At 67.1% G+C, this 13,719-nt stretch carries 15 protein-coding genes; 9 read left to right on the top strand and 6 right to left on the bottom strand.

What is annotated here, in order from left to right; all coding sequences use genetic code 11:
- Nucleotides 1–5: 5 nt before the first annotated feature.
- Together ASE58_RS14815 and ASE58_RS14810 are read left to right on the top strand one after the other, a co-directional pair.
- Nucleotides 6–1,031 (top strand): glycerophosphodiester phosphodiesterase, encoded by a 1,026-nt coding sequence (locus ASE58_RS14815; protein WP_156347759.1) that lies wholly within the window; start codon nucleotides 6–8, stop codon nucleotides 1,029–1,031.
- A 10-nt stretch (nucleotides 1,032–1,041) separates the two neighbouring features.
- Complete coding sequence (locus tag ASE58_RS14810) at nucleotides 1,042–1,284, top strand: hypothetical protein (protein WP_055822934.1); 243 nt, start codon at nucleotides 1,042–1,044, stop codon at nucleotides 1,282–1,284.
- 122 nt (nucleotides 1,285–1,406) lie between these two features.
- Here ASE58_RS14810 and ASE58_RS14805 read toward each other — a convergent pair whose 3' ends face one another.
- Together ASE58_RS14805 and ASE58_RS14800 are read right to left on the bottom strand one after the other, a co-directional pair.
- Nucleotides 1,407–2,147 carry an esterase/lipase family protein gene (locus ASE58_RS14805; protein ID WP_235513638.1) on the bottom strand — a complete coding sequence of 247 codons (741 nt, stop codon included), beginning with the start codon at nucleotides 2,145–2,147 and terminating at the stop codon, nucleotides 1,407–1,409.
- Nucleotides 2,138–2,794: a TIGR02117 family protein gene (locus ASE58_RS14800; protein ID WP_235513637.1), complete on the bottom strand. Its 657-nt coding sequence runs from the start codon at nucleotides 2,792–2,794 to the stop codon at nucleotides 2,138–2,140. Before ASE58_RS14800 ends, ASE58_RS14805 begins: the two co-directional genes overlap by 10 nt.
- 24 nt (nucleotides 2,795–2,818) lie before the next feature.
- On the opposite strand from ASE58_RS14800, the gene phhA reads away from it, so the two are divergent.
- The gene (gene phhA / locus ASE58_RS14795) at nucleotides 2,819–3,685 is read left to right on the top strand and encodes a phenylalanine 4-monooxygenase (RefSeq protein WP_055822929.1); all 867 of its coding nucleotides are present in this window, start codon (nucleotides 2,819–2,821) and stop codon (nucleotides 3,683–3,685) included.
- Between the two features lie 136 nt (nucleotides 3,686–3,821).
- Here phhA and ASE58_RS14790 read toward each other — a convergent pair whose 3' ends face one another.
- Nucleotides 3,822–4,757, bottom strand: coding sequence for a 50S ribosomal protein L11 methyltransferase (locus ASE58_RS14790; protein WP_055822926.1), 936 nt, complete (start codon nucleotides 4,755–4,757; stop codon nucleotides 3,822–3,824).
- 196 nt (nucleotides 4,758–4,953) lie between these two features.
- On the bottom strand, nucleotides 4,954–6,303 hold the full coding sequence (locus ASE58_RS14785; protein ID WP_235511907.1) for a methyl-accepting chemotaxis protein: 1,350 nt from the start codon (nucleotides 6,301–6,303) through the stop codon (nucleotides 4,954–4,956).
- Between the two features lie 251 nt (nucleotides 6,304–6,554).
- Here ASE58_RS14785 and sdhC point away from each other — a divergent pair, with 251 nt between their 5' ends.
- From sdhC to ASE58_RS14755, 6 genes are all read left to right on the top strand, one after another.
- Nucleotides 6,555–6,959: a succinate dehydrogenase, cytochrome b556 subunit gene (gene sdhC, locus ASE58_RS14780; RefSeq protein WP_327196342.1), complete on the top strand. Its 405-nt coding sequence runs from the start codon at nucleotides 6,555–6,557 to the stop codon at nucleotides 6,957–6,959.
- Complete coding sequence (sdhD, locus tag ASE58_RS14775) at nucleotides 6,959–7,345, top strand: succinate dehydrogenase, hydrophobic membrane anchor protein (protein WP_055822923.1); 387 nt, start codon at nucleotides 6,959–6,961, stop codon at nucleotides 7,343–7,345. The genes sdhC and sdhD overlap by 1 nt, the downstream gene beginning before the upstream one ends.
- Nucleotides 7,345–9,165 carry a succinate dehydrogenase flavoprotein subunit gene (gene sdhA / locus ASE58_RS14770; RefSeq protein WP_055762287.1) on the top strand — a complete coding sequence of 607 codons (1,821 nt, stop codon included), beginning with the start codon at nucleotides 7,345–7,347 and terminating at the stop codon, nucleotides 9,163–9,165. The genes sdhD and sdhA overlap by 1 nt, the downstream gene beginning before the upstream one ends.
- Before the next feature lie 177 nt (nucleotides 9,166–9,342).
- Nucleotides 9,343–9,912, top strand: a complete 570-nt coding sequence (locus tag ASE58_RS14765; protein ID WP_055762284.1) for an ATP-dependent Clp protease proteolytic subunit — start codon at nucleotides 9,343–9,345, stop codon at nucleotides 9,910–9,912.
- 186 nt (nucleotides 9,913–10,098) lie between these two features.
- Nucleotides 10,099–11,007: an XdhC family protein gene (locus tag ASE58_RS14760; RefSeq protein WP_055822920.1), complete on the top strand. Its 909-nt coding sequence runs from the start codon at nucleotides 10,099–10,101 to the stop codon at nucleotides 11,005–11,007.
- Nucleotides 10,997–11,641 carry a nucleotidyltransferase family protein gene (locus ASE58_RS14755; protein WP_055822917.1) on the top strand — a complete coding sequence of 215 codons (645 nt, stop codon included), beginning with the start codon at nucleotides 10,997–10,999 and terminating at the stop codon, nucleotides 11,639–11,641. Before ASE58_RS14760 ends, ASE58_RS14755 begins: the two co-directional genes overlap by 11 nt.
- 215 nt (nucleotides 11,642–11,856) lie before the next feature.
- Here the strand turns inward: ASE58_RS14755 and ASE58_RS14750 are convergent, their stop codons facing one another.
- Together ASE58_RS14750 and ASE58_RS14745 are read right to left on the bottom strand one after the other, a co-directional pair.
- Nucleotides 11,857–13,236, bottom strand: a complete 1,380-nt coding sequence (locus tag ASE58_RS14750; protein ID WP_055822914.1) for a UdgX family uracil-DNA binding protein — start codon at nucleotides 13,234–13,236, stop codon at nucleotides 11,857–11,859.
- A 6-nt stretch (nucleotides 13,237–13,242) separates the two neighbouring features.
- Nucleotides 13,243–13,719, bottom strand: a complete 477-nt coding sequence (locus ASE58_RS14745; RefSeq protein WP_055762270.1) for a hemerythrin domain-containing protein — start codon at nucleotides 13,717–13,719, stop codon at nucleotides 13,243–13,245.

Genomic DNA, 13,719 nt, shown 5'->3' with positions numbered 1-13,719 from the left:
CGCAGATGTTGGGGATGATAGTGGCGGCGATGATGGGAAGCGCACCGATGGCCGAGGAACGACCGCTGACCAGCCCGCCGATCGTGATCGCGCATCGCGGGGCCAGCGGATCGCGCCCCGAACACACGCTGGCGGCGTATGAACTCGCGATCGAACAGGGGGCGGACTTCATCGAGCCCGACCTCGTACTGACCAAGGATAATGTGTTCGTCGCCCGGCACGAGAACGAGATTTCGGGCACGACCGACGTCGCCGACCATCCCGAATTCGCCAGCCGCCACACGACCAAGACGATCGACGGGGCCGCGATCACCGGCTGGTTCACCGAAGACTTCACGCTCGCCGAACTGCGCACGCTGCGCGCGAAGGAACGCCTGCCGCAGTTCCGCCCCGGCAATACCGCCTATGACGGCCAGCAACCCGTCCCGACGCTGGCCGAGGTGATCGCCCTTGCCAAGCGCGCCACCGCCGCGACCGGCCGCACCATCGGCATCTATCCCGAAACCAAGCATCCGACCTATTTCGCGGCGATCGGCCATCCGATGGAAAAGCGCCTCGTGCGCGAACTGCGCGCCGCCGGCTGGGACAGCCCGCAGGCGCCGGTGTTCATCCAGTCGTTCGAGGTGAACAACCTGAAGGCGCTGAAGACACTGACCGGCATCCGCCTGATCCAGCTGATGAACGATACCGGCGGCCCGGCCGACCATGCGGTCGACAGCTATGCGACGATGGCGACCCCGGCGGGGCTGAAGGCGGTGGCGACCTATGCCTGGGGCATCGGCCCGAACAAGGTGCTGGTCGGCCGGGATAAACCACTGGTGCATGACGCCCATGTGGCCGGCCTGCGCGTCCACCCCTGGACCTATCGCGCGGAAAACGCCTTCCTTCCCGAATCGTATCGCGTACCGGGCGATCCGGCGACCCATGGCCGTATCGGGCAGGAGATCGCCGATGCGGTCGATGCCGGCGTCGATGGTTTCTTCACCGATTTCCCGCTAATCGGGGCACAAGTGCGAGACAAACCCTATTGAGGACAGACAGATGCGACTGGCGTGGATGGTATTGGCGGTGGCGCCGCTGACCGGGGGGTGCGTCAGCACGGTATGGAACGTCGCGACCGCGCCGGTGCGCGCGGGCGCGCAGGTGGTCGACTGGACCACCACCAGCCAGTCGGAAGCCGACCGCAACTACGGCCGGAAGATGCGCAAGAAGGAAGCCCGCGAAGGCCGCGAACTGCGCAAGGAAGAAGCGCGGCGGCGGCGTGAACGACGCGACGACGATTGAAGAGACTTATTTTTCACGAAATAACCGTTCGTGCTGAGTAGGGGCTGAGCGAAGTCGAAGACCCGTATCGAAGCACCTGCCCCAAATGGTCCTTCGATACGCCCCTTCGACAAGCTCAGTGGCTACTCAGGACGAACGGAGGTGGAGATACGATTCCCCGCCAGCGCCTCCGCCACCGCGCGCAGCACGATCAGCCGGGTCTGCACGCCGTAATGGCTGCTCACCACCTCGACCGCGCGACAGCCCGGTTCGCCCGGCACATGACAGCCCATCCCGTTGACCAGCCCGTCGCTGGCGCTCCAGATCGCGGTCGCGGGGACGGTCAGCGGCCGGCGTACTTCGTCGGCCAGCGCCAGCACGGCGGGATCGTCGACCGATTCGCCGCTGATCCATTCGTACAGCCGCCAGACCCGTGTCGACCGCGCCGGCCCGGCATAGGGGCTGGCGACCGTCACCACCTGTTCGATCAGATCGGGGCGGCGATGCGCCACGAAGCGCGCCATGATCCCGCCCATGCTGACCCCGACCAGCGCGACCGGCCGCCCGGCACCTTGCGCCACCGCATCGACCTGCTCGATCAGCGCCTGTCCGTCCGCGCCGATGCTGCGCTGCCCGAAATTGCGCCCCAGCCCCCAGCCATGCGGGACGTGCCCGAGGTCGCGCAGATACCGCGCCATGATCGTCATCGACCGGTCGCTGTTGAACAGCCCCGGCAACAACAGCACCGGCTCACCCTGCGCCCGCGGCACGCCGGAGAGCGCCTGCCGCCACCCGAACGGCACCCCCGCCAACGCAAGCGCGGCGCGCGGCGTCTCGATCAAAAACTGGCCGAGCGGGGGCGGGGGCAGGGTCTCTACAGCCACGACGTCACCGTGATCGGGAACGGCGTCCACCGCCCCATCGGCACGCCCGCCGCGCGCAGCATCCGCCCGGTCCACGCATTGCACGTCTCGACCGCACTGTACCGCCCGCGCGCGACGTAGAAGGCGTCGGACGGGCCATAGCCGTGGACCGGATCGGTGCGCGCGGCAAAGCTCGCCCGGATCGCGGTCACCAGTCGGCGATATTGGTCGGGGGTCAGCATCACCGGATAAACGCCCGGCTCGCCCACCGGCTCCGGCAGATGCCCGACATGCAGCACCACCGCGTCGCTGCCGATCGCGGCGGCGGCGATGGTGGCGGGCTTCACGTCGGCCCAGGTCGGCGTGCCGAGATAGAAATTCCGCTCGCCCCAGCCGATCGACAGCCAGCCATGCCCCGCATAGCGCGGATCGGCCAGATCGCGTGCCCGTACCAGATCGTCGAACGAAACCCCGGCGGCATGCTTGGGCAGGACGATGCCGGTATGGATGCCGTTATCCTCGACATAGATGCGGACGCCCTGCGTCGGCGCGGGCGCACCCCCGGCCGGAATCGCCCCGCCGACCAGCCCGACAAAGGCATAGAGCAGCACGACCAGCACGACCGCACCCACCATACCCGCAATTCGGCGCAGCCATTTCCGTCGCATCGTTTCCCATGCTACTATTTACGGATGGCAAGCGAAACCCATGTACTCGACCGCCCGCCCGCAGGGGCCAATGCCGACTGGACCATCCCGCAGGGTTGGGACGCCTATAGCGCCGAAGATCACGCGACGTGGGACACGCTGTACGCGCGACAGATGGCGCTGCTGCCCGGTCGCGCGTCCGATGCGTTCCTGCGCGGGCTGGACGCGCTGCAACTCTCCGAATCGGGCATCCCCGATTTCGAGGAACTGTCGGATCGGCTGGAAGCGCTTACCGGCTGGCGCGTCGTCGCGGTGCCGGGGCTGGTGCCCGACGACGTGTTCTTCACCCACATGGCCAACCGCCGCTTCGTCGCGGGCAATTTCATCCGCCGGCCCGACCAGCTCGATTATCTGCAGGAACCCGACGTCTTCCACGACGTGTTCGGCCATGTGCCGATGCTCGCTGACCCGGTATTCGCCGACTATCTCGCGGCTTATGGTCGCGGCGGCCTGCGAGCGCTGGAACTGGGATCGCTCAAGCAGCTGGCGCGGCTCTACTGGTACACCGTCGAATTCGGGCTGGTGCAGGAGGCCGACGGCTTGCGCATCTATGGCGCGGGCATCGTGTCGAGCGCGGCGGAAACCCGCTTCTCGCTCGACGACCCCAGCCCCAACCGGATCATGCTCGACCTCACCCGCGTGATGCGCACCGATTACCGCATCGACGATTTCCAGCAGACCTATTTCGTCATCCCCAGCTTCGACGAACTGCTGCGTCTGACCGTCGAGACCGACTTCGCGCCGGTGTACGATGCGATCCGCGACGAACGCGCGATCGCGGTCGACGAAGTGCTGCCGGACGACGCGGTGGTGACGCATGGCACGCAGGATTACGCGAGGTCCAAACTCTAAGATCCTCCCCGGTGCGCGGGGAGGGGGACCGCCGCGAAGCGGTGGTGGAGGGGGGTGTCGGCGCAACGCAACGGTGCCGTATGCCGACCGCCCCCTCCACCAGCTTCGCTGGTCCCCTTCCCCGTGCCGGGGAGGATTAGAGGTCCAAAGCCCAGCCGTCGCGCCCCTTCGGATCGATCGGCGCGGTCGGCACGAAGCGTTCGGCCCCCGCCGCCAGCCGCAGCACGCTCCAGTCGCCTCGCCGGTCGACCTCTTCGAGCGAACAGCCACACGCCGCATAGGCCGCGACCACATCGTCCCGCTGCGTCTCCAGCAGGCCCGCGAGCACGATCGTCGCTCCGGGCGCGGCGATCGCCGCCACCTCGGGCGCCATCGACATCAGCGGCCCGGCCAGGATGTTGGCGATCAACAGGTCATAGGGTGCAGCGGCGGTAATCGCATCGGACAGCGCGCCATCGGCGACCACCAACTCGACGCCCTCGACCGCGTTGATCCGCGCATTGTCGGCGGTCACATCGATCGCCACCGGATCGATATCGGTCGCGATCACCCGCGCCGCCGGCCACAGCTCGCGCGCGGCAAAGGCGAGCAGCCCGGTCCCGGTGCCCAGGTCGATGGCGTTGGTAAACGCCGTGCCCGCCAGCCGGTCGAGCATCGCCAGGCACCCGCTGGTCGTTTCGTGATGCCCTGTACCGAACGCGCGCCCGGCATCGATCAGGAACGCCCGCGCCCCCGCCGGTACCGCATCGGCATGGGCTGCGGTGTGGACGAAGAAGCGCCCGACATGCAGCGGCTCCAGCCCCGCCTGGCTCATCGTCACCCAGTCTTCATCGCCCAGCGCCTCGATCTCGGGGTGCGTGCCGGCAGCGCTCGGCACCAGCGCCGCGATCGTCGCGATGGCGGCGGCGTCTGGCTCCGCCTCGAAATAGGCGTCCAGCCGCCACGTCTCGGTATCGTCCTCGACCGTCTCGGTGGTCATCAGCACGGGCGCCGGATCGATGCCGAAATCCTCGGCCGCATCGATCGCCTCCGCTTCGGCGCGGGTGCAGGGGAGGGTGAGTTTCCAGCTCATCGCGCGAGAGCCGTCAGGGTCGGAAATACCATGGTCGCGCGGTGTAGGCGCGGGCGGGGGCACATTCAATGCATGTGCAGTGGCAGGGCATCGCGATCGATGCACCGTCCCCGGACCTGATCCGGGGTCCCGCGCCTTGGGTGCTGTCCGTAGGGCGCGGAACCCCGGACCAGGTCCGGGGAGGGCAGGGCTGGCCTTATGCCGCGACCTTGCCGACGAAATCGGTGGCGCTGGCCTTCAGCGCGCCCAGTTCGCTGTCGAGCGAGGTGAAGCCGTCGCCCACCCGGTCGATTTCCGACGCGACCGTTTCGGTGTCCTCGCGGATCGCGGCGATGGTCGACGACATCGAATCGGCGGCCAGCGCGGTTTCGTCCACGGCCGCCGTGATTGCGGTGACGGTCTGCGCCTGCACCTCCATCGCGCTGCGGATGCGGTTGGCGCTTTCCTGCACCTCGCTGACGGTCGCGCGGATCGATGCGTTGGTTTCGACAGTCGACCGCGTCGCGGCCTGGATCGCGGCGATCTTGGCGGCGATGTCGTCGGTGGCGCGCGCGGTCTGGCTGGCGAGGCTTTTCACCTCCTGCGCCACCACGGCAAAGCCGCGCCCGGCATCGCCCGCACGCGCTGCCTCGATCGTGGCGTTCAGCGCCAGCAGGTTGGTCTGTCCGGCAATATCGCGGATCAGGCCCAGGATCGATTCGATCGATTTCGCATGGTCGGACAGTGCTTCCGACATGCCGACGGCGGTGCCGGCCTGTTCCGATGCGCGGGTCGCGATTTCGGCGGCGGCTTCGACTTCCATGCGGGCATCCTCGATCGCGCGGATCAGCCCGGCGGAGGTGGCGGCGGCCTCCCGCATCGCGACCGCCGACTGTTCGGCGGCGGCGGCGACTTCTGATGCCTTGCCCAGCATGCCGCGGATATTGGCGGAGGTGCGGCCGGCATGGATGCGCAGCGTGTCGCTCTCGCGGCTCGCGCGTTCGACCGTCGCGCCGATATTGTCGCGGAACTCATGCGCCAGCCGCTCGCGCGAATCCTGCAGGTCGAACTGGAAATAGGCGTTGTAGAGCGACACGAACACTTCGCATTCCAGCGAGCGCAGCCGGAACAGCAATTCGGCGGCATAGCGGAACGCCGCTTCGTCGGTGATCCCCCGGCGCAGCACGTCGAGCAGCGAGCGCGCCCCGGCATCCCCCATCGACAGGATCGCGGTCAATGCGACATCGGCCTCGAACGCGCTGGCAACGGTGCGCTCGCACGATTCGACCCAGGCGAGGCCGGTCAGGTTGGTAAAGCGGTTGCGCAGATAGGCGACGCCCAGTTCGATCATCCGGTCGTAATTGCGGTGCATGCTGTTCGCCCCGCCGACCTTTTGCGACTGGGTAAAGTGCGCCGCGGCGACCTCGCGCGCATGCGGTTCGATGACGGTCCACAATTCGCGCGCGGCGGCCACGTCGTCGGCGGTGATGTTGAACAGGCGCAGGCGTTCTTGCAGATCGATCGTCCGGCTCACGCTTTCCGGCGCCGGCAGCTTCCTGGTCCCCACGATTCGCTTCCCCTGTTCGGCAGCATCCGCAACTGGTACGGCGGACACCTCTGCCATCCGGGGTAACGTGCAGGCGTTAACAGTCGGTTGACCACGGGCCGCATGGGCGGTGCCAAACCGTGCGGGGCCACCCTTTCGTGCAAGCGGACTTGCATCGGCGGGGCGGGTGCGTAGATAGGCCACAATCGCTGGAAATCCGCATCTGCCCGACGTGGCTGCGCGCGCTGTCTTGAGGAATGTCCGACTTGGCCATGGTCCGCCCCAAATCCCGTCCCGTATCGCCCCACCTGCAGGTCTGGCGCTGGGGTCCGAACATGCTGGTGTCGATCCTGCACCGTGCGACCGGCGTCGCCATGGGCACGGTCGGCCTTGTGCTGTTCGTGTGGTGGCTGGCCGCGCTGTCGGGTGGCGAAGACAGCTATGCGCGGTTCCTGTCGTGGTTCACCGGGCCGTTTGCGGCCGTAGGCTATTTGTTCGGCATCGGGCTCAGCTTCGCGCTGTTCCAGCATATCGGCAACGGCATCCGCCATTTCTTCATGGATATCGGCGCCAATTTCGAACTGAAGGGCAACCGCCAGAGCGCAGTCGCGACGATCGTCTTCGCCGCCTGCGCGACTGCCGCGCTGTGGGCCTGGCTGCTGGTGGGGAAGCACTGATGGGTAACGGAACCAGCATCGGCCGCGTACGCGGCCTGGGGTCGGCCAAGGCCGGCGCGCATCATTTCTGGCACCAGCGGCTGACCGCGTTTGCGAACCTTGTCCTGATGGTCTGGTTCGTGCTGTCGCTCGCGTTGCTGCCGTCCTACGATTACGACACCGTCTATGCCTGGGTGTCGTCGGCATGGGGCGCGGTGCCGCTGATCCTGCTCGCCACCTCGGTCTTCTACCATGCCAAGATGGGCCTGCAGACCGTGATCGAGGATTACCAGCATGACGAAACGCGCGTCGTCGCGCTGGTCGTGCTGAACCTCGTCTATGGCGCGGGCTGGCTGCTCGCCGCCTTCTCGATCCTCCGTATCGCTTTCACCGGGACGCCCGCATAATGGCCACCGACGCTTATAAGATCATCGACCACACCTATGACGTCGTCGTCATCGGCGCGGGCGGCTCCGGCCTTCGCGCGACGATGGGCAGCGCCGAGGCAGGGCTGAAGACCGCCTGCATCACCAAGGTGTTTCCGACCCGGTCGCACACCGTCGCGGCACAGGGCGGCATCGCCGCCTCGCTAGGCAACAACTCGCCCGACCATTGGTCGTGGCACATGTACGATACCGTCAAGGGCTCCGACTGGCTCGGTGACCAGGACGCGATCGAATATATGGTCCGCGAAGCCCCGGCGGCGGTGATCGAGCTGGAACATGCTGGCGTGCCGTTCAGCCGCAACGATGACGGGACGATCTACCAGCGTCCGTTCGGCGGCCATATGCAGAATATGGGCGAAGGCCCCCCGGTGCAGCGTACCTGCGCCGCTGCCGACCGTACCGGCCACGCCATGCTCCACGCGCTGTACCAGCAGTCGCTGAAGTATGACGCCGATTTCTTCATCGAATATTTCGCGCTCGACCTCATCATGGAAGATGGCGCGAATGGTGAAAAGGTCTGTCGGGGCGTAATCGCGCTGTGCATGGAAGACGGATCGATCCACCGCTTCCGCGCGCATTCGGTGGTGCTGGCGACCGGCGGCTACGGCCGCTGCTACTTCTCCGCCACCTCCGCGCACAGCTGCACCGGCGACGGCGGCGGCATGGTGCTGCGCGCCGGCTTGCCCTTGCAGGACATGGAATTCGTCCAGTTCCACCCGACCGGCATCTACGGCGCGGGCGTCCTCATCACCGAGGGTGCGCGCGGCGAGGGCGGGTACCTCACCAACAAGGACGGCGAGCGGTTCATGGAACGCTACGCCCCCTCGGCCAAGGACCTGGCGTCGCGCGACGTCGTGTCGCGCTCGATGGCGATGGAAATGCGCGAAGGGCGCGGCGTCGGCAAGGACGGCGACCATATCTTCCTGCACCTCGACCATATCGATCCGAAGGTGCTGGCCGAACGCCTGCCGGGCATCACCGAAACCGGCAAGATCTTTGCCGGCGTCGACCTGACGCGCCAGCCGCTGCCGGTGACCCCGACCGTCCACTACAATATGGGCGGCATCCCGTGTAACTATCATGGTGAGGTCGTCACCAACCGCGACGGCAACCCCGATGCGGTCGTGCCCGGCCTGTTCGCGGTCGGCGAAGCGGCCTGCGTGTCGGTCCACGGCGCCAACCGCCTCGGCTCCAACTCGCTGATCGATCTGGTCGTGTTCGGCCGTGCGACGGGCCTGCGCCTCAAGGAAACCTTGAAGCCCAACACCCCGCACAAGCCGCTGCCCGGCGACTCGGCCGACCTCGCACTCGCCCGTCTCGACCGGTTCCGCAATGCGAGCGGCGGCAAGCCGACTGCGCAGATCCGCCTCGACATGCAGAAGACGATGCAGAAGCACTGCGCCGTGTTCCGCGACGATGCGCTGCTGAACGAAGGCGTCACGATGATGGACGCCATCTACCAGTCGTTCGCCGACGTGAACGTCACCGACCGGTCGCTGATCTGGAACACCGATCTGGTCGAGACGCTCGAACTCGACAACCTGCTGGCGCAGGCGATGGTGACCATGAAGTCGGCGCAGAACCGCAAGGAAAGCCGCGGCGCGCACGTGAACGAGGATTTCCCCGATCGCGACGACGCCAACTGGATGAAGCACACCATCGCGACCTTCGACGGCTGGGGCGGCAAGGGCGGCGCGACGGCGATCGATTATCGCCCGGTGCATGACTATACGCTCACCGACGAGATAGAGTATATCAAGCCCAAGAAGCGGGTATACTGATCCTGCTTTCAACGGGTTAGGGAAGGGGCGATCGGTGAGAACCGGTCGCCCCTCTCCGTTTCGCGAGGGTGCGGAGGCTCCTCGAACGTCGCCCCGGATCAATTCCCACAGAAAACTGGAACCAACCCCCGTCCCCTCCGGTTACCGCCGCCGACTGCGCCAGAGGGAACGCCCGCCATGCCCGATACCGACATCAACGACTATCCGCTGCTCGCCCGCCCGCACGTCCATCTGGCCGGCCCGGTCGACCATGCGATGTACGAGAGCTTCCGCAACCAGGTCTTGGCCGCCCCCGCCGATGGCCCGCTGGTCGTGTCGATCTCGACGCTCGGCGGTGATCCGGAAGTCGCCCGCGCGATGGGCGACGATATTCGCCTGTTGCGCGACTATACCGGGCGCGAGGCGCTGTTTCTGGGCAAGGTCGCGGTCTATTCCGCCGGGTCGACCTTCATGTCGGCCTTCCCGGTCAACAAGCGCTTCCTGACCAAGGGCACACGGCTGATGCTGCACGAACGGCAGATGACCAGCACGATCGAACTGTCGGGCCCCCTCAAGATGCTGGTCGCGACGCTCAAGGCCAAGCTGCACGAGATCGAAACCTCGGTCGAGATCGAGGAAGAGGGCTTTCGCGCTATCGTTGCCGGGTCGCAGGTGCCGTTCGAGGAACTGGTCCAGAAGGCTCCGGCCAACTGGTATATCGGTGCCGAGGAAGCCAAGGCGCGCGGGCTGGTGCTCGACGTGATCTAGGCCGTTGCCCATACCCAATCGTCACCCCGGACTTGATCCGGGGTCCCGCTTCTTTTTCTGATCTTGGTGGAGAAGCGGGACCCCGGATCAAGTCCGGGGTGACGACTAGTTTGTTGCGGCCATATCGCCAGACGACCAACCACTCCTCTGGCCACCACGCCCAAAATCCCCCATCATCGGAGCATCATGGCCGATAACGACACCATCCTGACTGCCGCCCGCGACTGGGCCGGCGCGCCGCTCGCACTGGCGACGGTCACCTCGACCTGGGGGTCCGCCCCGCGCCCGCGCGGCAGCCATATGCTGGTCCATCAGGACGGCCGGTTCGAAGGATCGGTGTCGGGCGGCTGCGTCGAAAGCGACATCCTCGCCACCGCGGCGGAGGTGATCGCTGGCGCGCCGTTCGTCATCAAACGCTATGGCGTGGCCGACGCCGCCGCATGGGAAGTCGGCTTGCCGTGCGGTGGCGAGATCGAGGTGATGGTCCAGCGCGTAGACGCAGACGGTTTCGACCCCGCGCTGTTCGGCGCGATCGCCGGTGCCGGGGCGGAGGGCCAGCCGATCACCCTGTCGACCGACCGCACCACCGGCCGCACGACCATCGGCGCGGTCGAAGGTGCCTTTGCCAACCGCTACGACCCGCCGCGCCGGCTGCTGATTATCGGCGCGGTGCAGATTGCGCAGGCGCTGGCCGGCATGGCGCGCGCGCTGGGCATCGCCACCACCGTCATCGACCCGCGCGCGCGGTTTCTCACCGAGGAACGCTTTCCTGGAGTCACCCTTGACGATCGCTGGCCGGACGAGGCGGTGCAGGCGCTCAGACCCGATGCCGCCACCGCCGTTGTGACCTTGAGCCACGATATCAAGATCGACGACCCCGCGCTGATCGAGGCACTGAAAACCCCCGCCGCCTATATCGGCGCGCTGGGGTCGCGGCGCAGCCATGCCGCGCGGCTCGAACGCCTCGCCGCCGCCGGCGCCACCGGGCTGGAGCGGATCGACGGGCCGGTCGGGCTGGACATCGGGGCGATCGGTCCTTCGGAAATCGCGCTGTCGATCGCGGCGGCAATGGTAAGGAGCTTCCATGCGGGCTGAAGATACCGTCCTGATCCTGCTGGCGGCGGGGCGCTCGCAGCGTTTCGGCGATGCGGACAAGCTGGCGCAGGAATTCCTGCACAAGCCGGTCGCCTATCATGTCGTCACCGCGCTGGAGGCGATTCCGTTTCTCGGCCGGATCGCGGTGATCGACGGGACGAAGCTCGACTTCGCCTCGCGCGGCTACGACGTTATCGTCAACGACGATCCGGCGGCGGGCATGTCGCGCTCGGTGCAGCTCGGGGCACGCGCGGCGCGGGCGATGGGGGCAAGGGGCGTCGTCATCGCACTCGCCGACATGCCACGCATCACCGCCGCCCATGTCTATCGCCTGCTCGACACCGCGCGCGACGATGCCGACGCCGTGGTGGCATCGAGTGACGGGACCAAGCCCTGCCCCCCCGCCGTGTTCGGTGCAGGCCGCTTCGACTTTCTGGAAACGCTGGAGGGCGATGCCGGCGCCCGCGATCTGGTCCGCGCCGGTCGCCACGTCGTGACGACGCCCGCCGAACTGATCGACATCGACACGCCCGAGGACCTCGACCGCCTGCGCTCGATTGCGGAAGACCCCGCGCACCACGACGCGATCACCCTGCCGCAGGCCGAGCCGTGGTGGCACGCCAAGCCGGCATGATTTTCCTACAGCGGGTGGGTCGGGTAGCCTGCGTTCTCCATCGGAACGGTTCGAACTTGTGCGAACCGACCGCCCCCATCGTCACCCCGGACTTGATCCGGGGTCCCGCTTCTTGTCAACGTCAGCAAAAAGCGGGACCCCAGGTCAAGCCCGGGGTGACGCGGAGGATCGGTAACGCAAAACCGCGGCGAGTGTGAACTTCGTGAACTTTGGCCTCAAGCCATCGCCGCCCGCGCGCCCTTCAGATCCTCGACGAAGCGCGCAAACTCCTCCTCCGCCTGGGCTTTATCCGGCAGTCGCAACAGATAGCTCGGATGCACCGTGATCCACGCCGCCCCGCCATCGGCCAGCGTCAGCACCCGGCCGCGTTCGCGCGAAATCGTCACCGTCTTGCCGGTCAGCGACCGCGCCGCCGTCGCGCCCAGCGCGACTGTCATGCGCGGGCGCAGGATGCCGCGCTCCTGTTCGATCCACCAGCGGCAGGCATCGATTTCGCCCACGCCGGGCTTGGCATGGATGCGCCGCTTGCCCCGCGGCTCGAACTTGAAATGCTTGACCGCGTTGGTGACATAGACCCGCGACCGATCGATCCCGGCCTCGGCCATCGCCCGGTCGAACACCTGCCCCGCCGGGCCGACAAACGGCCGCCCGGCCAGGTCCTCCTGATCGCCCGGCTGTTCGCCGACGACCATCATCTCGGCATCGACCGGCCCTTCGCCAAACACCGTCTGCGTCGCCGGTTGCCATAGCGGGCAGCGCTGGCACCCCTTCGCTTCCTCGCGCAGCGCTGCCCAAGCGCCCTCGCTGTTGCCGCCGGGGGCCGCCCGTGCCGTCTCGATCATTGCCGCCTCGCGTGCCTGTGCGCCCGCGATCAGCGCCGGGACGAGCGCGGTTTCGGGCATGTTCTTCCAATATTTGCGCGGCATCTCCTTCAGCATCGCACCGGTCTTCAGCCGGGCGGGATTGAAGATCGACGCGTAATAGGTCTTCCACATTTCCTCGACCGGATCGCCGTCGGGCGCATCCGCCTTGGTCGCGCCGGGCCCCTCGGACAGGGTTTCGCCGTCCCAGTGCAGCGACACCTCGGGCGTCAGGATCGACCAGCGCATCGCCGCGAACCGGTCGACGAAGAACCTGCCATTATGGCGAACGATGTGATGATCGGGCTCGAACCACGCGACGAAGCGGGTGCCGCCCGCCTCCTCGACCTCGCGAAACCGCAGGAAGGCGCGCATCTTGTGGATGTCGCGGCGCACCGCCTTGGCCATTTCCTCCAGTCGCCGCATCGCCGGATCGGCCTTGTCGTCGATCAGCCTGGGTTCGGCGATCAGGCGGACGAGCATGGCATAGAGTAGCGCGAACCGCGCCGGGTCGGCATGCATCGCCACCGTGCGCGCCAGATCGATGAACGCGCGCGGTACGCGGGGGGCGGGGGCGTTGCTGGCAACAATCGCTTCGTCGGCGAACAGGTCGGTGGGCAGGTCGCCGACCTGCCACACCACCTCCGCCGGGGACACGCGCTGCGCGGCAAGGCTGCGGGCAGCATCGCGCCACCCGTCGAAATCATCCGCCGCCGTCAGCGTCGCGACCCGCATCAGGCGTCAGTCGCGATCATCGCCCGCTTCCGAGGACTCGGCGATCGCCAGTTCCTTGGGCTTGCGATCCTCGAACACCTTGGCGATGCGCGCTTCCTCGGCGTCGTCCAGTTCCTTGGCGGCGGCGGGGAACATCTCTTCCTCTTCCTCGTCGATATGATGTTCGTAGCGGTGGCGCATCTCGGCAAAGCGCTCGTTCCACTCGTTGCTGCCGGTGTCGAGCTTGGCGATCTCACCCAGATAGTCGTCGATTTCCTTATGCTCCGACACCGAATGCCGCGCCTCGTCGCGCAAATCGGGATTGGCGAGCATCGTGGCGTAGAGCGCCTCTTCCTCGGCAGCGGCATGGGCCGATACCTCGACGCGGAATTCCTCGAACAGCTCGGCGCGCTCGTCGCCCTTCGCTGCGTCGATCCGCTTCAGCAGGTCGCGGTGCCGGTCGTGATCGGCCTTCAGGTCGGCATAGATGCGGGCGTCGGCCAT

This window comes from Sphingomonas sp. Leaf9 (assembly GCF_001421355.1).
In the GTDB taxonomy this organism is placed as follows: Bacteria; Pseudomonadota; Alphaproteobacteria; order Sphingomonadales; family Sphingomonadaceae; genus Sphingomonas.
Note: the sequence above shows the minus strand (reverse complement) of the source record. Positions and strands in the feature narration are given on the sequence as shown.